Raw genomic sequence first — 22,449 nt, 5'->3', positions numbered from 1 at the left:
ACAGACGACGGCTGACAGATTTTGAAATCTGTCAGCCGTCGTGTCATAGTCGAATCAAGCCACCCAGCACACCCCGCCCCTCCGCCCCCGCCCTTTCCCTCCCATCGCCAGGAGCACTCCGTGTCCACCACCCCCCGGATCCACCCGCGCACCCTCGGTGCCACCGGCCCCACCACCTCCGCCCTCGGCCTCGGCTGCATGGGCATGTCGGACCTCTACGGCCCGGCCGACGAGGCGGAGAGCATCGCCACCATCCACGCCGCGCTCGACGCCGGCGTCACCCTGCTCGACACCGGCGACTTCTACGGCATGGGCCACAACGAGCTGCTGATCCACGACGCGCTGCGCGGCCGCGACCGCGAGAACGTGCAGATCAGCGTGAAGTTCGGCGCCCAGCGCAGCCCCGACGGCCAGTGGCTCGGCTACGACGCCCGCCCGGCCGCCGCCAAGACCGCGCTCGCCTACACCCTGCGCCGCCTGCGCACCGATTACATCGACATCTACCGCCCGGCCCGGCTCGACCCGGCCGTCCCGGTCGAGGAGACCGTCGGCGCGATCGCCGACCTGGTCAAGGCCGGCTACGTCCGCCACATCGGCCTGTCCGAGGTCGGCGCCGACACCCTGCGCCGCGCGGCCGCCGTCCACCCGATCAGCGACCTGCAGATCGAGTACTCGCTCATCTCGCGCTCCGTCGAGAGCGGGATCCTGCCCGTCGCCCGCGAACTGGGCATCGGCGTCACCGCCTACGGGGTGCTCTCGCGCGGCCTGCTCAGCGACCACTGGAACAACGACCGGGCCCTCGCCGGCAGCGACTTCCGCGGTCACAGCCCGCGTTTCCAGGGCGAGAACCTCACCCACAACCTCGCCCTGGTCGAGGCGCTGCGCGAGGTCGCGGCCGCACGGGGAGCCAGCGTGGCGCAGGTCGCGATCGCGTGGGTCGCCGCGCGCGGCGAGGACATCGTGCCGCTGGTCGGCGCCCGCCGCCGCGACCGGCTCACCGAGGCCCTCGGCGCCCTGGACGTCGCCCTCACCGAGGCCGACCTCGCCGCCATCGAGGCCGCCGTCCCCGCCGGGGCGGCCGCCGGAGACAGGTACGCTGCCGCTCAGATGGCCCACCTCGACAGCGAGCACTGACCGCGGCACCCGCCCCGGCCTGCGGTTTGCCGCCGGGGCGGGCCGGGCACCGCCACAGCAACACCGTCGCAAGCACCACGACCACGACCGCCGCACCACCGCCCGCTGAACAGGCGGCGGCGCTCCACCGTAAGGACGTACTCCGCCGTGACCACGGACAGCGCACTCACCTCCGAGCAGATCCTGAGCGCGACGGAGGACGTTCTCAGGCGGTTCGGGCCGGCCAAGGCCACCGTCGTGGACGTCGCGCGGGTCCTGGGCGTCAGCCACAGCAGCGTCTACCGGTTCTTCCCCAGCAAGGCCGCGCTGCGTGAGGCCGTCACCCAGCGCTGGCTCGACCAGGCCCATTTCGAGCTGCAGTTCATCGCCGACGAGCCGGGCCCGGCCGCCGAGCGGCTGCACCGCTGGCTGGCGACGCTCTTCGCCGCCAAGCGGAAGAAGGCGCTCGACGACCCGCAGTTGTTCGCGACGTACATGACGCTGGTCGCCGAGAACAGCACGACCGTCGAGGCGCACGTCGGCACGCTGGTCGGCCAGATCGCCCAGATCGTCCGGGCCGGCATCGAGCGCGAGGAGCTCCGGCCCGCCGACGTCGCCCCGACCGCACGCGCCGTCTTCGAGGCGACCGCCCACTTCCACGACCCCGCGTACGCCGCCGAGTGGGCCGGCCCGCAGGCCCAGCAGCGGTTCGAGGCGCTCTGGACGCTGCTCCTCGGCGGCCTCCGGGCCGCCTAACGGGGCCGGCCGGGACAGCGGGCCGGCCTCCGCGGTCACGACGGCCGCTGCGCTCGCCCCGGGAAATCCGCTCGCCCGCGGATGCCCGGAGCGGACACACTGGCACGCACAGTTGATCTCACCCGGAGGATGACATGCGTGCCACTGGTCCCGTCCTGGACAGCCTGTACGGGCTCGCCCTCGGTGATGCCTTCGGTGACCGCTGGTTCTCCGTGTCGCCGGACGAGGCACCCGCCGCGCTGGCGGCCCGGCTGCCCCGGCCGGCGCCCTGGCACTGGACGGACGACACGGCCATGGCGCTTGTCCTGGTGCGGCACCTGGTCCGCAACGGCGAGGTCGTCCAGGATGCGCTGGCGGACGGGTTCGCGGCGGAGTACACCGGTAACTACGGCCGGAAGTACGGTCCTTCGATGCACCGCGTGCTGCGCGAGATCCACGCCGGGGCCGGTTGGCAGGCCGTCACCGCACGGCAGTTCGACGGCCAGGGCTCGTACGGGAACGGCGCCGCGATGCGGGTCGCCCCACTCGGCGCCTGGTTCGCCGAGGACCTCGACACCGTCGCTCGGCAGGCCGAACTGCAGGCGCTCACCACACACTTCCACCCGGAGGCGGTGACGGGCGCGGTCGCCGTCGCCCTCGCGGCGGCGCTGGCCGCCCGCAGTCGCGGCCAGGACGCGCCCGGCCGGGCCGAGTTGCTGGCCGAGGTGGCCGGCCGGCTGCCCGACAGCGACGTGCGCTCCGGCCTGCGGATCGCGGCCCGTCTCCCCGGGCACACCTCCGTCCGGCACGCCGCGCAGGTGCTCGGCTCGGGGCTGAAGATCTCCGCGCCGGACACCGTGCCGTTCGCCCTCTGGTCCGCCGCCGGGCAGTTGGACTCCCTCCCCGAAGCGATCTGGCAGACCCTGGCGGGCTGGGGCGACATGGACACCACCTGCGCCATCGCGGCCGGCGTGGTCGCCGCCCGGACCGGCCTCGCGGAGGTGCCGGCCGGCTGGTCGGCCGCCCGCGAGGAGCTGCCGGCCTGGGTCTCCGACGCGGCCGTCGGGACGTGACGGGACGTGAACGGACCGGCCGGGCCCCTTCCTCGGGGCCCGGCCGGTCCGGTGTCGGGGGCAGGTGACGGCAGCGGTACAGGTGTCCGCCGCCGGCGGATCCGCCTGTCAGTTGCGGGAGTTGCCGAAGAAGATCCGGTAGAGGATCAGCAGCACCAGTGCCCCGCCGATCGCCGACGCCCAGGTCGTCAGGTCGAAGAAGTGCGCGGTCACCTTCCGGTCCAGGAAGCGCGAGGCGATCCACCCGCCGACGAAGGAGCCGGCGATGCCGATCAGGGTGGTCACCACCAGGCCGCCCGGGTCCCTCCCCGGCAGCAGCAACTTGGCCAGGGCCCCGGCCACCAGGCCCAGCACGATCCACGCGACGATGCCCATCCGTCCTCCCACCCTCCACGACGCGGCCCCGACCGGGCCTCTCTCCAGCGGAGGACGCAGCCGCACACCCTTGCGGTTCCGCCCGGCCGAGCACACCCGCGCCCGTCCCACCCGCCACACCCGCACCACCGGGCGTGGCAGCCGCCACCGGGGCGGCCCGCGCCGCGATACTGCGGCCATGCGCATCCTGATCGCCACCGCCGGATCGCGCGGCGACGTGGCCCCCTTCACCGGGCTCGGTGCCCGCCTCCGCGAGGCCGGTCACCAGGTGGCCGTCGCCACCCACACCTCGTTCGCCGAATCCGTCCGTGCGGCCGGCCTGGAGTTCCGCGCCCTCCCCGTCGATCCGCGGGCCGAGCTCGCCTCGGGCCGCGGCCAACGCCTCCTCCGGGCCGGCAGCGGACCGCTCGCTCTCCTGCCGCTGCTCCGGCTCGGCCGGGCCTTCATGCCCGCCCTCGGCGACGGCATCGCCGCGGCCACCGAACAGGGCGCCGATCTGCTCCTGACCACCAGCACCACCGCCGCGCTCGGCCAGGTCGCCGCCGAGGCCGCCGGCATCCCCACCCTCACCCTGAATCTCCAGCCCCTGGCCCCCACCCGCGAGTTCGCCCCGGCCGTGACCGGGACGCGGTCGCTCGGCCGGACCGGGAACCTGCTCGCCGGTCATGCCGTGCAGGCCGCCACGGACCGTCTGTTCGGCCCCGCCGTCCGCCAACTGCGGCGCCGGCTGGGGCTGCCGTCGCGGAGTGCCGCCCGGGCCCGCCGCGACCATCTCGTCCTGCACGGCTTCTCCCCCGCCGTCGTGCCCCGCCCGGCCGACTGGCGGCCGGGGCTCGACGTCGTCGGCTACTGGTGGCCGCACTCCGATCCCGGCTGGCAACCGCCGCCCCGGCTGGCCGACTTCCTCGCCGCCGGGCCGCCGCCGGTGTTCGTCGGGTTCGGCAGCCTGGTCGTGCCCGATCCCGAACGCCTCACCGTCACCGTCCTCGCCGCCCTGCGGGCCGCCCGGGTCCGGGCCGTCCTGCAACGCGGCTGGAGCGGCCTCGCCGCGGAGGACGACGAGTCCGTCCTCACCATCGACGACGCTCCGCACGAGTGGCTGTTCCCCAGGACGGCCGCCGTGGTGCACCACGCCGGAGCCGGCACGACCGCGGCCACCCTCCGGGCCGGCACGCCCGCCGTGCCGGTGCCCGCGCAACTGGACGCGCCGTTCTGGGCCGACCGCCTCACCCGGCTCGGCACCGCCCCGGGGCCGGTCCCCTTCGCCGCCCTGACGCCGGGCCGGCTGGCCACCGCGATCCGCCAGGCCGTCGACACCCCGCACCATCGCACCCGGGCCCGGGCGGTGGCCGCCACCCTCGCCGCGGAGGACGGCACCGCCGCCGTCCTCACCGCCATCGACCGACTCACCGGCCGAGCAGGCCGAACCAGCTGAACGGGCCGAGCAGGCCGAACGGGCCGAGCCGGGCGGACCCGACCGTCCCCCGTCAGCCGTGCCCACCCCGCGCCCGACCACCCCGCCCCGTCGCCATGGTGAGCCCGACGTACAGCAGCAGGGAGGAGGCGAAGCCGACCGCCCAGCCGTAGTCGGCGAGCCCCTTGAGCGGCGGGACGAGGCCGTCCGCCGGGAACGGGCCGCCGTGCGAGCCGCCGACCGCGAGGAGGCCTCCGAGCAGCAGGGCGGCGACGGCGCGCCAGTTCCAGCCGGCGGCGTACCAGTAGGCGCCGCCGGGGCGGTAGAGGTCGGCGAGGTCGAGGCCGGTCCGGCGGAGCAGCCAGTAGTCGGCGATCAGGATGCCGGCCACCGTGCCGAGCAGTCCGCCGACCACACCGAGCCAGGTGAGGATGTAGACGTGCGGGTCGGAGATCAGCTTCCAGGGGAAGAGGGCGATCCCGACGACGCCCGTGATCAGCGCCCCGGTACGGAAGGTGACCAGGCGGGGCATCAGGTTGGCGAGGTCGTAGGCGGGCGAGACGACGTTGGCGGCGATGTTGACGGACAGGGTGGCCACCAGCACGGTCAGCAGGGCGAACAGGATGCCGGCGGGGCTCTCCATCCTGGCGGCGAGGGCGATCGGGTCCCAGATGGGTTCGCCGTAGACGGCCTGGGAGCCGGAGGTGACGAGGACGGAGAGCAGCGCGAACAGGGTCATGGTGGTGGGCAGGCCGAGGGCCTGGCCGCGGATCTGGGCGCGCTGGCTGCCGCCGAACCGGGTGAAGTCGGGGATGTTGAGGGAGAGCGTGGACCAGAACCCGATCATGCCCATCAGCGCGGGGAAGAAGACCTTCCAGAAGTCGCCGTCCCAGCCGAGCCGGGAGGGCTGGTCGAGCAGCGGCCCGAACCCGCCCGCCTTGACGGTGATCCAGGCCAGCAGCGCGAGGGCGCCGACGATGACGAAGGGCGCGGCCCAGTTCTCGAAGCGGCGCAAGGTCTCCATGCCGCGGGCGATGACGGCCATCTCGATCAGCCAGAACAGCAGGAAGGAGAACCACTGCGTCCACGGGTAGCCACCGAACTCGGCGGCGGTGCGCCAGGATTCGCCGAGGAGTTTGCCGGCGAGCAGGAAGATGCCCTCACCGCCGATCCAGGTCTGGATGCCGAACCAGGCGCAGGCGACGGCGGCCCGCACGAGGGCGGGGAGGTTGGCACCGCGCAGGCCGAAGGAGGCGCGGGCGAAGACCGGGAACGGGATGCCGTACTTGGTGCCCGCGTGGCCGGTGAGCAGCATCGGAGCCAGCACGATCAGGTTGGCCAGGCCGATGGTGAGGACGGCCTGCTTCCAGTCCATGCCGAGCGCGACGAGGCCGGAGGCGAGGGTCCAGGAGGGGATGTTGTGGGCCATGCCGACCCAGAGCGCGAGGAAGTTGTAGGTGCTCCAGGTGCGGCGGGCGACGGGGACGGGACGGAGGTCCTCGTTGGTGAAGCCGTTGCCCGGCAGGGCCGCGGCGGCCGGGTCCAACTCGACCCGGCCGTCGGCGTGCCGGACCTGCCGCGGCGGGCCGGCGCCGGCGCCCCCGGTCGCGGTGGTCTCCCTCACGGGCGTTCGCCGCCTCGCAGCCGCGGGATGACGTCGGTGCCGTAGGCGTCGATGGTGGCTTCGACGGCGTCGTGCATGGCGTAGACGGCGAACTGGTCGACGCCTAGGTCGCGGAGCTGTTCCAGGCGGGCGAGCTGGGCGTCCGGCGGGCCGATGAGACAGAAGCGTTCGACGATCTCGTCGGGGACGAATGCGGTGTCGGGGTTTCCGGCCCGGCCGTGGTGGCTGTAGTCGTAGCCCTGCCGGCCCTTGATGTACTCGGTGAGGGCGGCGGGGACGAGGGCGGAGTGCTCGCCGTAGTGGGTGACGAGGTCGGCGACGTGGTTGCCGACCATGCCGCCGAACCAGCGGCACTGCTCGCGGGCGTGGGAGAGGGCGGCCGGGGAGTCGTCGGCCGTCACGTACGCGGGGGCGGCGACGCAGATGGTCAGGGCGTCGGGGTCGCGGCCGGCCTCGGCGGCGGCCTTGCGGACGGCCTTGATCATGTACTCGGTGAGGTAGGGGTCTGCGAGCTGGAGGATGAAGCCGTCGGCCTGACGGCCCGTCAGGGCGAGGGCCTTCGGACCGTAGGCACCCATCCAGATCGGCAGGGCGGCGCCTTCGCGGACCCAGGGCAGGTGCATGTCGGTGCCGTCGACCTCGACGGTGCGGCCCTCCGCCAGCTCCTTGATCGCGTGCATGGCCTCGGAGAGCCGGGCGAGGGTGGCGGGGCGCCGGCCGGCGACACGCATCGCGGAGTCCCCGCGGCCGATCCCGCAGACGGTGCGGTTGCCGTACATGTCGTTCAGGGTGGCGAAGAGGGAGGCGGTGACCTCCCAGGTGCGGGTGGAGGGGTTGGTGACCATCGGCCCGACGGTCAGCCGGGTGGTCTCGGCGAGGATGCGGCTGTAGATGACGAAGGGCTCCTGCCAGAGCACGCAGGAGTCGAAGGTCCAGCCGTGGGTGAAGCCGGCCTGCTCGGCGCGGAGCATCCGGTCGATGAGCAGGCGGGCGGGCGGGTCGGTCTGCAGGACGAGGCCGATGTCCATGAAGTCTCCAGAGTCGTCGGGGCAGCGGGAGCGTCGGGATGGTGGGAGCGTCGGGATGGTGGGAGCGCGCGTGCACGCGGACGCGCCCGCGCGAGCAGGTGCGGAGTCACGGGACGCCGGGGCAGCCCGCCCGGGGCCGGGTGGCCCGGCCCCGGGCGGCGCCGGCGGCGTCGGACGCCGGCGGGCGGTGCTGACGTCGTCGGGCGGTGCTGACGTCATCGGGCGGTGCTGACGTCGTCGGACGCCGGCGGGCGGCGTCAGACCAGGTACTGGCAGGTGTCGCGGCGCAGGAAGGTCCCGTGGCCGGCCCGGCCGAGCCACCGGCCCTCGTCGAGGACGACGGTGCCGCGCGAGAGCACGGTGCGGGCACGGCCGGTGAGTTGCCGGCCCTCGTACGCCGAGTAGTCGACGTTCATGTGGTGGGTGGCGGCGGAGACGGTCTGCACGGCGGTGGGGTCGTAGATCACCAGGTCGGCGTCGGCGCCGGGGGCGATGGTGCCCTTGCGCGGGTGCAGGCCGAACATCCGGGCCGGGGTGGTGCAGGCGATCTCGATCCAGCGGCGGCGGGTCAGGTGCCCGTCGACCACGGCCTGGTGGAGCAGGTCCATCCGGTTCTCCACGCCGGGCAGGCCGTTGGGGATCTTCGAGAAGTCGCCCCGGCCGAGCTCCTTCTGGCCCACGTAGCAGAACGGGCAGTGGTCGGTGGAGACCACCTGGAGGTCGTTGGTGCGCAGGCCCCGCCAGAGCGCGGCCTGGTGCTCGCGGGGGCGCAGCGGGGTGCTGCACACGTACTTGGCGCCCTCGAAGCCGTCGGCGCCGTCCTCGGCGAGGTTGTCGGTGGAGAGGAAGAGGTACTGGGGGCAGGTCTCGCCGAAGACGTTGAGGCCGGTGTCGCGGGCCCGGGCGATCTCGGCGAGGGCGGACGCGGCGGAGACGTGGACGACGTAGAGCGGGCTGCCGGCGACCTGGGCGAGCTTGATGGCGCGGTGGGTGGCCTCGGCCTCCAGGAGTTCGCGGCGCACTTCGCCGTGGTACCGGGGGGCGGTCCGGCCGGCGGCCAGGGCCTGCTCGACCAGGACGTCGATGGCGATGCCGTTCTCCGCGTGCATCATGATCAGCCCGCCGTTGGCGGCGCCGCGCTGCATGGCGCGCAGGATGCGGCCGTCGTCGCTGTAGAAGACTCCGGGGTAGGCCATGAACAGCTTGAAGGAGGTGGACTCGCCGGAGTCGACGAGGGCGTCCATCTCCTTGAGCACACCGTCGTTGACGTCGGAGACGATGGTGTGGAAGGCGTAGTCGACGGCGCAGTTGCCGTCCGCCTTGGCGTGCCAGCTGTCGAGGCCCTCGCGCAGCGAGCCGCCGACGGGCTGGACGGCGAAGTCCACGATGGTGGTGGTGCCGCCCCAGGCGGCGGCGCGGGTGCCGGTCTCGAAGGTGTCGGACGCGGCGGTGCCGCCGAACGGCAGCTCCATGTGGGTGTGGGCGTCGACGCCGCCCGGGATGACGTAGTGGCCGGTGGCGTCGATGACGGTGTCGGCGGTCCAGGCAGCGGCGGCGTCGCTGCCGGTGGCGGCCAGGGCCACCACGCGTTCGCCCTCGACGAGGACGTCGGCGTGGAGTTCGTCGGCGGCGGTGATGACGAGGCCGCCGCGGATGACAGTACGGCTCACGGTGTTCGCCCTCCTCACGCCTCGGTCAGTGGTCCGTAGGCCTCGGGGCGGCGGTCCCGGTAGAACGCCCACTGCTGGCGGACCTCCTCGATGAGCCCGAGGTCGAGGTCGCGCACGACGAGCTCCTCCTCCTTGTCGGAGGCGACGTCGCCGACGAACTGGCCGCGCGGGTCGACGAAGTACGAGGTGCCGTAGAAGTCGTTGTCGCCGTACTCCTCGGTGCCGACGCGGTTGATGGCGGCGACGAAGTACTCGTTGGCGACGGCGGCCGCGGGCTGTTCGAGCTGCCAGAGGTAGGCGGAGAGGCCGCGGCTGGTGGCGGAGGGGTTGTAGACGATCTGGGCGCCGGCCAGGCCGAGCGCGCGCCAGCCCTCGGGGAAGTGGCGGTCGTAGCAGATGTAGACGCCGACCCTGCCGACGGCGGTGTCGAAGACGGGCCAGCCGAGGTTGCCGGGCTTGAAGTAGTACTTCTCCCAGAACCCCTTGACCTGGGGGATGTGGTGCTTGCGGTACTTGCCGAGGTAGCTGCCGTCGGCGTCGATCACGGCGGCGGTGTTGAAGTAGACGCCGGGCTGCTCCTCCTCGTAGACGGGGACGACGACGACCAGGCCGAGTTCGCGGGCGAGGTCCTGCATCCGGCGGACGGTGGGGCCGTCGGGGACGGCTTCGGCCCAGCGGTAGTGCTCCGGCTCCTGGACCTGACAGAAGTAGGGCGCGTTGAAGACCTCCTGGAAGCCGATGATCTTCGCGCCCTGGGCGGCCGCCTCACGGGCGTACCGCTCGTGGAGGGCGATCATCGTCTCCTGGTCTCCGGTCCACCGGGTCTGGACGAGGGCGGCGCGGACGATCTGCGACATGGGTACCTCCGCAACTCCGTGGCCCGGCCGGGGGGACGGGCCTGCGGTCCGAGGGTTGACGGGGCGGTTCTGCCTGCGGCTCCACGGGCGTCGACGGGCGTGCCGGCATGCGCGCCGACGCGCCTGTCTACGTGCGTAGAACGTGGTGCGTAGACCGTAGGCCCGGCCTCGGTGGCCTGACAATACGTCGGGTGCGACGCGGCCGGGGCGATCCGGTGGGGCGGACACGCAGGTGCGAGTAGATGGGATGAAACGGTCATCTACCCCGCCAGCGCGCTCCTTACTCATTCGGGTGAATCCTGTGCGCGGTACTGCGGATCGGGGTAAGACGCGCCATGATGCTGCTCCGCTGTGTCACCGGCCGGTGGCCGATGGTGATCGCCGCGAGCGGCCACCGGTGATCCGCGGCGGGTCACCGGGGTTCGACGGACGTCCTGCGGGGAGGTCGGCGTGGCAGCTGTGTCCGAGGGGTCCCCGGTGCCCGGCGACGAGCCGGCGGCGGGCACTGTGCCCACGCCGAATGACGTGGCGGCGGCCGAGGACGTGCCGGTGGCCGAGAACGTGCCCCCGGCCGAGGACGTGCCGGTGGCCGGCGGACCGTCGGCAGCCGGGGTGCGGCCGGAGCGGGGCGGACGCCCGGTGCCGCCGTGGGCCGGCGTACTGCTCGCACTCGCCGTACCGCTGCCGTTCGCCGCGGGCCGGCTGGCGGCCGCGCGGCCCGGCCCGGCTGTGCGTGGCATCGCCCTGCAGCTGGCCGGCGCCCGGGGCACGGTCGAGGCCGTCGTGGGCGGACAGCTCGCCGCCCACCGTGCGGCGCTGGTCGCCGACCGGTGGCTGCTCGGCGGCTACGCCCTGACCCTCGCGGGGGCCGGGCTGCTGGGCCACTACGTGCTCACCCGGACGCACTGGCGGCGCGCCGCACTCGCCGCCGGCGGTGCCGGGCTGCTCGCGGCCGCCTGCGACCTCACGGCCAACGTGCTGCTCGGCGCGGCACTGGACGGGCCGCCCGGGGCGGCCGGGGCCGGTGCCCCCGGTGACGGCACCGGCTCCGATGCGCCCTTCGCCGCCGCGACCGCGCTCGCCACACTCAAGTGGCTGCTGCTTCTGCCGGCCTCGGTGGTCGCCGCGGTCGTCGTGGCCGTCACCCTCCACCGCGCGTTGCGCGGCCTGCTGCGGGGCCGGCCGGAGCCGGCCGACGACCCGGCGGCCGCGCGCGGAGCCGGCGGCCCGGCCGGGGCCGGGCCGGCGCTGGTCCCGCCGTGGCCGGTGGCCACCGCGCGCGGCCGCCACTGGCCGCCCGGCCGGCGCCCGCACCCGCCCCTCGACCACCAGGCCCGCTGGCGCAACGGCGCGGTGGTGCCGCCCGGGCGGGAGCACGCCCGGCTGGGCTTCTGCGTCTCCGGCGGCGGCATCCGCTCCGCCTGCCTGACCCTCGGCGCCCTCCAGGAGCTCCGGCCCTGGCTCAAGCAGGCCCGCTACCTGGTCTCCGTCTCCGGCGGCGGCTACACCGTCGGGGCCCTGCAGCTGGCGCTCAGCGACTCGGCGCCCGGCAGCCCGGTGCACGCCGTCTCCGGACTGACGGCGGACACCGTCCTGGAGCCCGGCTCGCCGGAGGAGGACCACCTCCGCCGGCACGCCAAGTACCTGGCGGACGGCGCCGGGCAGTGGCTGGTGGCCCTCGGGACGCTGCTGCGCGGCCTGGTCACGGCCCTGACGCTGCTGCTCTCCGCCGTCCTGGTGCTCGGCCTCGGGCTCAGCCGCTTCTACCACCTCGTCCCGCTGACCGACCTGGACGGCCTGGCCGCCGTCGGCCTGCACACCGGCGGGGCCGGCGGCCGGGGCCCGGGCCCGCTCGCCGTCCGGATGCCGGCCGTCCTCGCCCTGCTCGGGCTGCTCGCGACCGCCGTCGGCTGCTGGCTGCTCCAGCTGCTGGCGTTCTCACTGCTCGGCTGGAACTCCCCGCTCCCGCGCGCACTGCGGTGGCTCTCGTACGGCGCGCTGGCGCTGGCGGCGCTGCTGACCACGGGCGTCCTGGTGGTGCCGGGGCTCGCCTGGGGCGCGATCGCCCTGCAACAGGCGCTCGCGGTCGGCGCGCGCCGGACCGGCGCGGGGCTCAGCCTCACCGTCCTGCTCAGCTACCTGGCCTTACTGCTCGGCATCCTCTGGAGCGGGCGCCGGGCCATCGAGCAGGGCGCGGCGGCGATCGGCGGCCTGCTGCACGGCGCCCGACGCCTCGGCGGCGGGCTGGGGATCAGGATCACCGAGTACCTGGTGGTCTGGGCGGCGCTGGCCGCGCTGTCGGTGGGGGCGCTGCTGGCCCTCGGCTGGGCGGTCGCCACCGGTCATGCCTGGCCGCCGGCCGCGCAGGTGCTGCTGCCGCTCGTCCTCGGCACCGTCGGGCTCAACCTCGACCAGACCTGGATGGGCCTGCACCCGTTCTACCGGCGCCGGCTCGCCTCCGCGTTCGCCGTCCGCCGGGCCACCACCGAGGACGGCGAGGTGCTGGCCCGGCCGTACCGCTTCTACCGCGAGCAGACCCGGCTCAGCCACTACGCCGCACGGCACCCCGACTTCCCCCAGGTGGTGTTCGCGGCGGCGGCCAACCTGTCCGGCAGCTCCCGCACGCCGCCCGGGCGCCGGGCGGTCTCGTTCACCTTCTCGTCCGACTACGTGGGCGGGCCGGACGTCGGGTACGCCCGGACGGACCTGCTGGAGCGGCGCACCCGGCGGCACATCGCCCGCGACCTCACCGTGCAGTCCGCGATGGCCGTCTCGGGTGCCGCGTTCTCCTCCGCGATGGGCAGTCAGTCCCGCTCCTACCAGGGCCTCTTCGCACTCACCAACGCGCGCCTCGGCACCTGGCTGCCCAACCCGGCCGTGCTGGGGCCGCTCTGGGCGCCCGACCGGGACTGGCGGCAGGCGCCGCAGCCAGTCGTCCGCCGGCTCCCCTACCAACTGCGCGAGCTGTGCGGGCGGTTCCCGATGGAGGACCGCTTCCTCCTCACCACCGACGGCGGACACTACGAGAACCTCGGGCTGGTCGAGCTGCTGCGGCACGGCGTCCGGACGGCGGTCTGCCTCGACGCCAGCGGGGACACCTCGTACGCCGCCACCCTGGCGGCGGCGATCACGCTGGCCCGCGAGGAGTTGGGCATCGTCATCACCCTGCACGAACCCGAGCTGCTGATCCCGGGCAGCGCGGGCGGCGAGCCGCTGCGCGGACTGGCGGCACGGCTCGCCGACCGGCTCTCCGCCCGGGCGGTGATCACCGGGGACATCCGCTACCCGGGGCCGATCACCGTCCCCGGCGAGGAAGCGAGCAGCACGGACAGCAGCACGACGGACGGCAGCACCGCGGAGGCGGGCGGCGGCGGGGGCGCCGCGGACGCGGAGCGGGCGTGCCACGGCACCCTGATCGTCCTCCAGGCGGTGCTGACCACCGACATGCCCTACGAGTTGCACTCCTACGCCGTGGCCAACGCGGCCTTCCCGAACGACTCCACCGGGGACCAGTGGTTCGACCACCGGCAGTTCGACGCCTACCAGACCCTCGGCCGCCACCTGGGCGCGCAGGCCGCGCCCGTGCTCAAGGCCGCGCTGGCCGGCACCGGTCCGTCGCCGGCCCGGCCCGCCCCTCCGGGCCCGCCGTCCGCCGGGGCCGCACCCGACGCGCCCACCGCAGCCGTCCCCCCGGCCTCCCCCTCCACCACGCCGCGCATCCCGTCACCGGCCCCGCCGGCCCTCCGACGCGCCGCACAGGAGTGACGGGGCTCGCTTGACTCACGCCGGTTCCGTCGGGAAGGATCCGGCTCATGGACACCGGCACCACTCTGGTCTGCCGCCTGCACGTCGATCTGCGACGCCAGGCGAGTTCCATCTGTGCCTGTTGACCTTGCCTTTCCCCGCCCGGCCCGCCCCGTGACGTCTTCCGGGGACCGCGTCGTGCACCCGCACTCCTGACCCTCCCCGCCCGGCGTACCCGTGCCGAAAACCGGCACCACGGCACCCGCATCCGCCTCCGCGCCCGGGCACGGCCATCGCTCGCCCCGCCTTCCCCGAGGACGCCCACATGAGCCTGGACCTCGCCATCGGCACGACCGCACCCGCCGAGACCGGCACCGGCACCGGCACCACTGCACCGGCCGCCGAGGTGGCCGGGGGCACGGCGCCCGCCGCCCCCGGCGAGCCCCGCGCCCCGCTCACCCCCAACACTCTGCGCCGGATCGTCCGCGACCTGGCCGAGCAGCCCGACCAGTGGATCCACCACGTCCGGCTCTCCACCGAGGAGCGCTGGTACCGGCGGCTGACGGCCGACGAGGACCACGAGGTCTGGCTGATCAGCTGGCTGCCCGGGCAGTCGACCGGCTTCCACGACCACGGCGGCTCGCGGGGCGCGTTCACCGTCGCCCTCGGCGAGCTGGAGGAGCTCTCGCTCGGCGGTCCCGAGCAGGGCCTGCTGATCCGCCGGGTACCGGCCGGCACCACCCGCGCGTTCGGGCCGGAGTACGTGCACGACGTCCGCAACACGGCGTCCGGCCCGGCCGTCACGCTGCACGCCTACTCGCCGCCGCTGAGCTCGATGGCGCACTACGAACTGCGGGCCGGTGGCCTGGTCCGCACCTCCCAGGAAGGACCGGAGCAATGGTGACCACCGTCGACGACCTGGTGGCGCGCTCCCGCGAGGGCGTCCACCGACCCCGGGGCCGCGAGGCCCACCAGGCCCAGCTGGACGGCGCGCTGCTGGTGGACATCCGGCCCGCGGCGCAGCGGGCGGCCGAAGGGGAGATCCCCGGTTCGCTGGTGATCGAACGCAATGTGCTGGAGTGGCGGCTCGACCCGACGGGCAGTCACCGGATCCCCGAGGCGTCCGGGTACGACCTGGAGGTGATCGTGGTCTGCTCGGAGGGCTACGCCTCCAGCCTGGCGGCCGCCTCGCTGCGCGAGCTGGGGCTGAGCCGGGCGACGGATCTGGACGGCGGTTTCGTCGGCTGGGCCGCCGACGGGCTGCCGACCCGGCCGGGCGGTTGAGCAGCCGGGCGGTTGAACCGGCCCTGCCGCTGAGCCGGCCCTGCCACCAAGGGGCCCGACGGCCGCGTGACTGAGCAGTCGGGCGGACGAGCAACCGGGCGGTCGCCGGGCACGACCTGGCGCCGCCCGGCGACCGATCGCCCCCGTCGGCACGGTTCCCCAGGGACAGGAGATGATCCAGTTCATAGGGTGATCGGAGTTTCCACCGGTCCGATGCTGGGCAGCCACGCGGGCGGAAGAACGCCCGCGTAATTGATATGACAGAGGGACAGTCGTACTACGTATCGTCACCTGTGTCGACAAGCCGCCACTGACCCAGCCACCGAACGACCGCCACCATCGGCGCCGCCACCGCGGGGCGCCGAGACGAGGAACTCCCCGTGATCAGATTCGACGGCGCCGGCAAGCGCCACCCCGACGGCACCATCGCCGTCGCGGGCCTGGACCTCGACGTGCCCACCGGCCGCACCACCGTCCTGGTCGGCCCGTCCGGCTGCGGCAAGACCACGCTGCTGCGCATGGTCAACCGGATGGTCGAGCCGACCTCGGGCCGGGTGCTGCTGGACGGCACGGACGTCGCCGAACTGGAGCCGGCCAAGCTTCGCCGCGGCATCGGGTACGTCATCCAGCAGGCCGGGCTCTTCCCCCACCGCAAGGTGATCGACAACATCGCCACCGTCCCCCTCCTGCTCGGCTGGGACCGGAAGCGGGCGCGCGCCCGCGCGGCCGAGCTGCTGGAGCTGGTCGGGCTGGCGCCCGAGACCGCCAAGCGCTACCCGTTCCAGCTCTCCGGCGGCCAGCAGCAGCGCGTCGGCGTGGCCCGGGCACTGGCCGCCGACCCACCGGTGCTGCTGATGGACGAGCCGTTCAGCGCCGTCGACCCGGTGGTCCGCGCCGGGCTCCAGGAGGAACTGCTGCGGCTACAGGCGGAACTGCACAAGACCGTGCTGTTCGTGACGCACGACATCGAGGAGGCCGTCCGGCTCGGCGACCAGGTGGTGGTCCTGCGCGAGCAGGGCCGGATCGCCCAGCTCGCCGACCCGCACACCCTGCTCACCGCGCCGGCCGACGACGCCGTGGCCGCCTTCCTCGGCCGCGACCGCGGGCTGCGCGGGCTCGGTCTGCGCCCCGCCGCCGGCATCGCCGTCCGCCCGGTGGCCGACGGCCCGCACCACGGCGGCTGGGAGCTGACGCTGGACGACGGCAACCGGCCGATCGGCTGGATCGACCGGACGGCGGCCACCGCCACCCTGCACCCGGCACCCGGCTACCGGCCGGCGGCCGACACCCTGCGCACCGCGCTGGACGCCGCCGTCCTCTCCCCCGCCGGGATCGCCGTCGCCCTGGACGCCGACGGCCGGGCCACCGGGACGGCGAGCCGGGAGGCCGTCCTCGCCGCGCTGGCCGGCCCGGTGCCGGTGACCGTGAACGGCGCGGTCCGGGCCGCCGCCGGGCCCGCGCCGGACGCCCCGGACCCGCTCGACGACACCCCGGATGCCTCCGGCGCCCCCGGGGTGCCGAAGACCCCGGCCCGGACCGAAGCGGGCGGAGCCACCGGTGGACGATGAACCGATCGTCCGCTGGTACTGGATCGGCGACCACCTCGGCTACCTCGGCGGCCTGCTCGCCGACCACGCAGTGATCGCCCTCGTCCCGGTCCTCGTCGGCCTGCTGCTGGCCGTCCCGCTCGGCCTGGCCTGCACGCGACACCCGCGGCTCTACCAGCCGTTCGCCGCCGTCTTCAACGTCGTCTACGCGCTGCCCTCGCTGGCCGTCTTCGTGGTGCTCATCCCCTACACCGGGCTGGCCACCCAGGCCACCGTGATGATCCCGCTCACCTTCTACGCGGTCGCCGTCCTGCTGCCGACCACGGTGGACGGGCTGCGCGCCGTCCCCGATCCCGTCCGCCAGGCGGCGAGCGCGATGGGCTACGGGCCCTGGCACCGGCTGGCCGCCGTCGAGCTGCCCGCCGCCGTGCCGTACCTGGTGGCGGGGCTGCGAGTGGCGGCGGTCTCCAGCATCTCGCTGGCCAGCGTCGGCGCACTGGTGGGGCGCGGCGGGCTGGGCTACCTGTTCATCGACGGCTTCCAGCGCACCTTCCCCACCCCGATCGTGGCCGGCATCGTGCTGATCGCCGCCCTGGCCCTGGTCGTGGACCTGCTGCTGCTCGGCGCCCGGCGGCTGCTCGCGCCGTGGGCCGTCCGCGAGAAGGGGGCCGGCCGATGAACTGGCTCTCCTGGCTGGGGGACTTCTTCTCCTCCCCGGACCGCCGCAGCGGCCCGGACTCGATCGTGCACCGCGTCACCGAGCACCTGCTGCTCTCCGGTGAGGCGCTGCTGCTCGCCGCGCTGCTGGCCGTCCCGCTCGGGCTGCTGATCGGCTACACCGGGCGCGGCGCCGCCGCCGTCACCTCGCTGGCCGGCGCCGCCCGTGCGCTGCCCACCCTCGGGCTGGTCACGCTGGCGGTCCTGCTGGCCGGGGTCGGCGACACCGCCGTCCTGATCCCGCTGGTCGCACTCGCCGCGCCGCCGCTGCTGGTGGCGGCCGTCGAGGGGGTGCGCGGCACCGATCCGGACGTCCGGGACGCAGCGCGCGGCGTCGGGCTGACGCACCCGCAGGTGCTGTGGCAGGTCTGCCTGCCGTCGGCGCTGCCCACCCTGCTGGCCGGGTTCCGGACCGCGACGGTACAGGTCGTCGCGACGGCCACGGTCGCCGCGTACGTCGGCCTCGGCGGTCTCGGCCGGTACGTCATCGACGGGCTGGCGACCAGGAACTACGCCGTCACGGTGGGCGGCGCACTGCTGGTGGTGCTGCTCGCCGTCGGCGCCCAGCTGTTCTTCGCCCTGCTCTCCCGGTACGCCCTGCCGCCCGGGCTCCGGGCCCGCCGCCGGGCCCGCTGATCCTCGTTCACGCCCCGCTGTCCACAGCCCGACTCGTTCACGCCCGACTTGTTCACGTCCTGAAAGGACACACATCACCATGTCGACATCCGCGTTCGCTCCGCACAGAAACGGCCGCCGGGCCGTCGTCCTCGGCACCCTCGCCGCGCTGGCGCTGGGCACCGCCGCCTGCTCCTCCTCCGGCGGGGACCCGCTCGGCGGCGGCTCCTCGTCCGCGGCCGCGCCCGGCGCGACGGGCGCCGCGCCGGCCGCGGGCTCCGGTTCGACCGTGGTGGTCGGCTCGGCGAACTTCCCCGAGAACGTGCTCCTCGGCTCGATCTACTCGCAGGCGCTGAAGGCCAAGGGCGTCAAGGTCGAGGAGAAGTTCAACATCGGCAGCCGCGAGGTGCTCTACGGGCAGTTGCAGAACGGCAGCCTGACCGTGCTGCCCGAGTACAACGGCGCGCTGCTCTCCTACCTGGGCGGCAAGGCGGCCTCGCCCACCAAGGACGAGGTCAACGCGGAGCTGGTGAAGACCCTACCGGCCACACTCGGCATCCTGGACTCCTCGCCCGCCGAGGACAAGGACACCCTGAGCGTCAGCCAGGAGACCGCCGACAAGTACAGCCTGAAGAGCATCGCCGACCTCGCCGCCAAGGCGGGCGAGTTCGTCCTCGGCGGCCCGCCGGAGTTCAAGTCCCGCCAGGAGCAGCCCTTCAAGGACGTCTACGGGCTGACCTTCAAGGAGTGGAAGCCGACCGGCGAGACCACCGCGAACGCGGTGAAGGACGGCTCGGTCCAGGTCGGCAACGTGTTCTCCACCGACCCGAAGATCACTCAGCTGAAGCTCGTCCCGCTGACCGACCCGAAGAACGTGTTCGGCGCGCAGAACGTCACGCCGCTGGTCAACAAGGCCGGGGTCGACGCGACCGCGACGGCCGCGCTCAACGCGGTGTCGGCCAAGCTGGACACGGCCGGCCTGCTGGCCCTGATGAAGAAGGTCGCGCTCGACAAGGAGGACCCGTCGGCGGTCGCCAAGGAGTGGCTCAAGGCCAACGGCCTGGGCTGACCCCGGCATCCGCGGGTGGGCGCGGCGGCCCCGGGGGGCGACCCCGGTGCCGCCGCCCCGCGGTGTGCTCCCCGCGCCGGGCTCCCCCGGCCGGGGGATCTTCCCTTGAGCGCCGCGGACATGACAGTGTGGCGGGATGCGCACTCGTCTCCTCGCCGCCACCCTCACGGCATTCGCCGCGGTGAGCCTCGCCGCCTGCTCCAGCTCGGACTCCGGCACCACCGCGGCCGGTGTCTCCGGCTCCCCCAGCGCCTCCGCCTCCGCCACCGCCTCCGCCGCCACCACCCCGGCAGCCGGCACACCGAGCGCCCCCGGCGCGAACACCCCCGCCGCCGGCGACCCCACGGCGCCCGCCCCGACCGGCCCCGCCGCGGGCAGCACCGACGGGCCCGCCCCCGGCAGTACCTCGCCCGGCGCACCGGACGCCCCGGCCGCGAACAGCCCGGCGCCGCCCAAGCCCGCTCCGCCGGCCGACGCCGGGCTCCCCAGCAAGCCGGGCGACGGCGCCACTGCCAAGCTGGTCGCCGCACTCGACGCGATCGACCCGGCGATCGTCGGCGGCAAGGCCGACCAGGCCGTCGACCGCGCCCGCAACCAGTGCCAGTCGATGTACCAGTTCCCCAAGGACCGGGCCAAGCTCGTCGAGCTGGCCAACCAGCGCTTCACCGCACCGGACCACCCGCAGGGCTTCGGCACCGAGAAGGCCGAGAAGATCCTCGACGCCCTGCGCGCCACCCTCTGCCCGCCGGCCTGACGACCCGGCCCGCCCCGATCGGCCCGGTGTCCTGAGCGCCGGGCGACCGTGGCCGCGCGCGGCGACCCGCGCGCGGCCACGGTGCACCGATCGGCAGCGCCACCGTCGCGGCACCAGGCCGCACCGCACGCGGCGTCGGCCACCGAAGCTCGAACTTCTGTGCGGCCGGGCCGAAGCCTGGTGTACGGTCGGCACCAGGTGAGCCGGGAAGTCTGGTCGGCATGATGATGCCGCCTGCCCGAGGGAACGCCGTGAACGCCACCGCCGCCGACCAGCCCCGCAACCACGCTCCCGCCACTCCGGACGCCGCGCCGGACGCCGCGCTGCCCATGCCGCCCGCGCTGCCCGACCGACTCGGTCCGCTGGTCCGGGCCGACGGCCGCTGGGTCGTCGGGGACGCCGCCGGCAGGGCCCATCTCACCTTCGAACGCGAGGGCCTGGTCCACCACGTCGCGGGCCGGGACGCGTACCTGGTCGAGTGGGACCGCCTGATGGAGCTGGGGGTGGCGGTCACCGTCGACCGGTTCTCCAGCTCGAAGTTCGGCGGCCTGTTCAGCAAGGGCTCCGGCATCACCGTCCACGGGTCCTGCGTACAAGCCATGGTCCGCCACCCGTACGACATGTGGTCGGCCGAGTTCAGCCACCACCGCGGCTTCTACTCCGCCCGCGAGATCGTGCTCCTCCAGGGACTCCTCGGCGTCGTCGTCGACCGGAAGCGGGCGGACCTGCTCGGCGACGACGCCTGGCTGACCGCCGCCGTCCAACGCGTGGCCCAGCACCACTTCGCCGTCAAGTGGCGCAGCGCGGACGATGTCACGGCGATCGTCGACGAACTGCTCGCTCGGACTTCCTGACGTCGCCTCGGGCACGGCGGACCGGCGCAGCAAGCACAGCAGCACAACAGGCGGGGCGGTTCGTCGTCCGGGGCGTCCGGATCGGGCGGAGCGGTCGGATCAGCCGAACCGCCCGCTGCGCACCGGACCGCTGGAGCGGCACCCCTCGCGCGGGCCGGCCGGCCAGCGGGCGCCGACCGCGCGGGCGAAGCCGGCCAGTAGCTCGTCCGAATCGGCCGGGGTCGCACCGTCGCCGGGGTCCGCGGCCGGATCCGCGGCGCGGATGTCGGCCGCCAGCTCCTCCGCGCTCCGCCCGTCCGGCTCGCCACCGAGCGGCTCCCAGGGCGCACGGACCACCTGGCCGAGCAGGCCGCAGACGTCCGCGGCGACGCCCGGCGGGGTGGTCCAGCAGGTCGCGTGCTCGTACAGCACCTCGCCCGGCGCCCGCTCGCGCAGCCGGTCCCGCAGCTCGCCGTCCACCGCGCTCAGGTCGTACGCCACCACCACGGTGTTGGCGGTGCCCGGCCGGTAGGGCTGTACGGGCAGGCCGAACAGGCCCGCGGCGGCCAGGCCGAGCGCGCGGTCGGAGCGGCCGGGCAGCAGGGAGACCGAGTGCGGGCGCGTCCCGGTCGCCGCCAGGATCACCCCCAGCCGCTCCAGGCCCCGCCGGCAGAGCTCGTGGCTGTCCTGGAGGAAGGCGAACCGGCCGGTCATGCCCGCGTCCCAGCCGTACGGGGAGAGGGTCGCGAGCAGGCCGCCGGTGAGTGCGAAGTGCCAGGCGCGCAGGGCCTGGTGGCCGAGCGGGTCGGGGCCGCCGGGCTCCGCGGTGGCGGCGACGGTCGCGACCCGGTCCAGGCAGCGACGCAGCCGGTCCGCGGCGGGCTGCCACTCGCCGGCGTCGGCGGGCAGGCGGTCGAGGACGGCCCGGGCACCGGCGGCATCCCCGGCCATCAGGGAGTTGTAGGCGATCAGGTAGCGCTCGGGCCAGTCCCGGAGCAGCTCGTCGTGCTCGCTCAGCACGGCGACGGCCTCCCCGTGGCGCTCCTCGTCCTCCAGGGCGATCGCGAGTTCGGAGAGGATCGCCGGACGCCGGTCGGTGCCGCCGCGGTGCCGGCCGAGCAGCCCGCGCGACGGGGCGGCCGCGCGCAGGCCCTCGGTGAGCGCGGGGACGGCGAGGAAGGCGGCACCGCGCCCGACGCAGGCGTAGCCGTACCGGTAGAGCGCGACGGGGTCGGCGGGTGCGGCGACCAGGCCGCGGGCGGCCTCGGCGAGGTCGTCGAAACCGCCCGCCGCGGCCAGCCGCTCGACCAGCGGGGCCGCCTGGACGGCCGGCAGGTCCGGTGCCGAGGAACGGAGTTCGCGCATCGCGGCGCTCACGTCACCGGCTTCCAGCAGGCTCCAGGCGGTGTCCAGCGGGGTCGTCGTCACAGGTGTTCCTCCAGAGGTGGGTGTGTGGGGTGTGGTGGATGCGGGGGCGCGGCAGGCCCACCGGCGGGCGGCGCAGCGGACGCCCGGCCGGGTGGAAGAGCCGGCCGGCGGGCGTGGGCGAACGGGGGTACAGGCTCGCCCCCGCACCTGCGCGCGCCGGAGGACCGGCGGTGGATGCGGTCGGGAGAGCACCGCTGCACGGGGAGCGGCACTCGCCGCGCCGGTGACACGCCGGCGGCCCGTGCGGGTGCAGGCACAGGCACAGCTACGGGTACAGGTACGGGCGCAGGGTACGGGGTGGCACGGGCCGGCCGCCGATGACCGGCGGCGGGCGGGGCTCACCGGCTCGGGCGGTGGCCGCCCTTCCTGTGGAGATCGCGCATGGGAAGGATCATGTCCGAACGGCTTCGCCCGCCGCAAGCGGATTGTTCGTCCGGCGACCGCCCCTTCGGTGCGCTGACGAACTGTTAGGACTCTTGACAGAGAACTGGTCTAGTCCAACCATAAGCATGTCGATCCGACCGGGATGCACTGTGGGGGTGTGACCACCGGCGGCTGAGGCACTGCCT

Annotated in this window: 20 protein-coding genes; 14 read left to right on the top strand and 6 right to left on the bottom strand. The window is 74.6% G+C overall.

Translation table 11 applies throughout. The features are described 5' to 3' along the window. Positions 1-138 precede the first annotated feature (138 nt). From OH807_RS32980 to OH807_RS32970, 3 genes are all read left to right on the top strand, one after another. A complete protein-coding gene (locus OH807_RS32980) occupies positions 139-1,134 on the top strand; it encodes an aldo/keto reductase (RefSeq protein WP_406211324.1) in 996 nt (331 codons plus the stop codon). A gap of 147 nt (positions 1,135-1,281) precedes the next feature. Next, a complete protein-coding gene (locus OH807_RS32975; RefSeq protein ID WP_406206477.1) occupies positions 1,282-1,869 on the top strand; it encodes a TetR family transcriptional regulator in 588 nt (195 codons plus the stop codon). A gap of 134 nt (positions 1,870-2,003) precedes the next feature. After that, positions 2,004-2,921 (top strand): ADP-ribosylglycohydrolase family protein, encoded by a 918-nt coding sequence (locus tag OH807_RS32970; RefSeq protein ID WP_406206474.1) that lies wholly within the window; start codon positions 2,004-2,006, stop codon positions 2,919-2,921. A 108-nt stretch (positions 2,922-3,029) separates the two neighbouring features. On the opposite strand, the gene OH807_RS32965 is transcribed toward OH807_RS32970, so the two are convergent. After that, positions 3,030-3,296 carry a GlsB/YeaQ/YmgE family stress response membrane protein gene (locus OH807_RS32965; RefSeq protein ID WP_406206471.1) on the bottom strand — a complete coding sequence of 89 codons (267 nt, stop codon included), beginning with the start codon at positions 3,294-3,296 and terminating at the stop codon, positions 3,030-3,032. A gap of 178 nt (positions 3,297-3,474) precedes the next feature. Between OH807_RS32965 and OH807_RS32960 the strand changes: the two genes are divergently transcribed. Then, a complete protein-coding gene (locus tag OH807_RS32960) occupies positions 3,475-4,731 on the top strand; it encodes a glycosyltransferase (protein ID WP_406206468.1) in 1,257 nt (418 codons plus the stop codon). Positions 4,732-4,783: 52 nt separating this feature from the next. On the opposite strand, the gene OH807_RS32955 is transcribed toward OH807_RS32960, so the two are convergent. The 4 genes from OH807_RS32955 to OH807_RS32940 form a co-directional block, all read right to left on the bottom strand. Beyond that, positions 4,784-6,334: an NCS1 family nucleobase:cation symporter-1 gene (locus OH807_RS32955; RefSeq protein WP_406206465.1), complete on the bottom strand. Its 1,551-nt coding sequence runs from the start codon at positions 6,332-6,334 to the stop codon at positions 4,784-4,786. After that, a complete protein-coding gene (locus OH807_RS32950; RefSeq protein WP_406206462.1) occupies positions 6,331-7,362 on the bottom strand; it encodes a TIGR03842 family LLM class F420-dependent oxidoreductase in 1,032 nt (343 codons plus the stop codon). The genes OH807_RS32955 and OH807_RS32950 overlap by 4 nt, the downstream gene beginning before the upstream one ends. 257 nt (positions 7,363-7,619) lie before the next feature. Next, the gene (gene hydA, locus OH807_RS32945) at positions 7,620-9,032 is read right to left on the bottom strand and encodes a dihydropyrimidinase (RefSeq protein ID WP_406206459.1); all 1,413 of its coding nucleotides are present in this window, start codon (positions 9,030-9,032) and stop codon (positions 7,620-7,622) included. A gap of 14 nt (positions 9,033-9,046) precedes the next feature. Further along, complete coding sequence (locus tag OH807_RS32940; RefSeq protein WP_406206456.1) at positions 9,047-9,889, bottom strand: nitrilase-related carbon-nitrogen hydrolase; 843 nt, start codon at positions 9,887-9,889, stop codon at positions 9,047-9,049. 450 nt (positions 9,890-10,339) lie between these two features. On the opposite strand from OH807_RS32940, the gene OH807_RS32935 reads away from it, so the two are divergent. From OH807_RS32935 to OH807_RS32890, 10 genes are all read left to right on the top strand, one after another. Then, positions 10,340-13,654, top strand: a complete 3,315-nt coding sequence (locus OH807_RS32935; RefSeq protein WP_406206454.1) for a hypothetical protein — start codon at positions 10,340-10,342, stop codon at positions 13,652-13,654. Positions 13,655-13,701: 47 nt separating this feature from the next. Continuing rightward, on the top strand, positions 13,702-13,779 hold the full coding sequence (locus OH807_RS32930; RefSeq protein ID WP_106981192.1) for a putative leader peptide: 78 nt from the start codon (positions 13,702-13,704) through the stop codon (positions 13,777-13,779). 179 nt (positions 13,780-13,958) lie between these two features. Then, a complete protein-coding gene (locus OH807_RS32925; RefSeq protein ID WP_406206451.1) occupies positions 13,959-14,537 on the top strand; it encodes a cysteine dioxygenase in 579 nt (192 codons plus the stop codon). Next, positions 14,531-14,917 (top strand): rhodanese-like domain-containing protein, encoded by a 387-nt coding sequence (locus OH807_RS32920; RefSeq protein WP_406206448.1) that lies wholly within the window; start codon positions 14,531-14,533, stop codon positions 14,915-14,917. The genes OH807_RS32925 and OH807_RS32920 overlap by 7 nt, the downstream gene beginning before the upstream one ends. 380 nt (positions 14,918-15,297) lie before the next feature. After that, complete coding sequence (locus OH807_RS32915; protein ID WP_406206445.1) at positions 15,298-16,485, top strand: ABC transporter ATP-binding protein; 1,188 nt, start codon at positions 15,298-15,300, stop codon at positions 16,483-16,485. Next, a complete protein-coding gene (locus tag OH807_RS32910) occupies positions 16,475-17,143 on the top strand; it encodes an ABC transporter permease (protein WP_406206442.1) in 669 nt (222 codons plus the stop codon). Before OH807_RS32915 ends, OH807_RS32910 begins: the two co-directional genes overlap by 11 nt. Next, a complete protein-coding gene (locus OH807_RS32905) occupies positions 17,140-17,817 on the top strand; it encodes an ABC transporter permease (protein WP_406206439.1) in 678 nt (225 codons plus the stop codon). Before OH807_RS32910 ends, OH807_RS32905 begins: the two co-directional genes overlap by 4 nt. A gap of 79 nt (positions 17,818-17,896) precedes the next feature. Further along, positions 17,897-18,865, top strand: a complete 969-nt coding sequence (locus OH807_RS32900) for an ABC transporter substrate-binding protein (RefSeq protein ID WP_406206436.1) — start codon at positions 17,897-17,899, stop codon at positions 18,863-18,865. Between the two features lie 136 nt (positions 18,866-19,001). Continuing rightward, entirely contained in the window at positions 19,002-19,619 is a 618-nt protein-coding gene (locus OH807_RS32895; RefSeq protein WP_406206433.1) for a hypothetical protein, read from the top strand. Positions 19,620-19,870: 251 nt separating this feature from the next. Beyond that, complete coding sequence (locus OH807_RS32890) at positions 19,871-20,473, top strand: hypothetical protein (RefSeq protein ID WP_406206430.1); 603 nt, start codon at positions 19,871-19,873, stop codon at positions 20,471-20,473. A 99-nt stretch (positions 20,474-20,572) separates the two neighbouring features. Here the strand turns inward: OH807_RS32890 and OH807_RS32885 are convergent, their stop codons facing one another. Beyond that, positions 20,573-21,880 (bottom strand): hypothetical protein, encoded by a 1,308-nt coding sequence (locus OH807_RS32885; RefSeq protein ID WP_406206428.1) that lies wholly within the window; start codon positions 21,878-21,880, stop codon positions 20,573-20,575. Positions 21,881-22,449: the final 569 nt, after the last annotated feature.

Origin of the sequence: Kitasatospora sp. NBC_01560 (assembly GCF_045208415.1) — a bacterium.
Taxonomy (GTDB): Bacteria; Actinomycetota; Actinomycetes; order Streptomycetales; family Streptomycetaceae; genus Kitasatospora.
The sequence above is the reverse complement of the archived record's forward strand: the minus strand, read 5'-3'. Positions and strand labels throughout refer to the sequence as shown.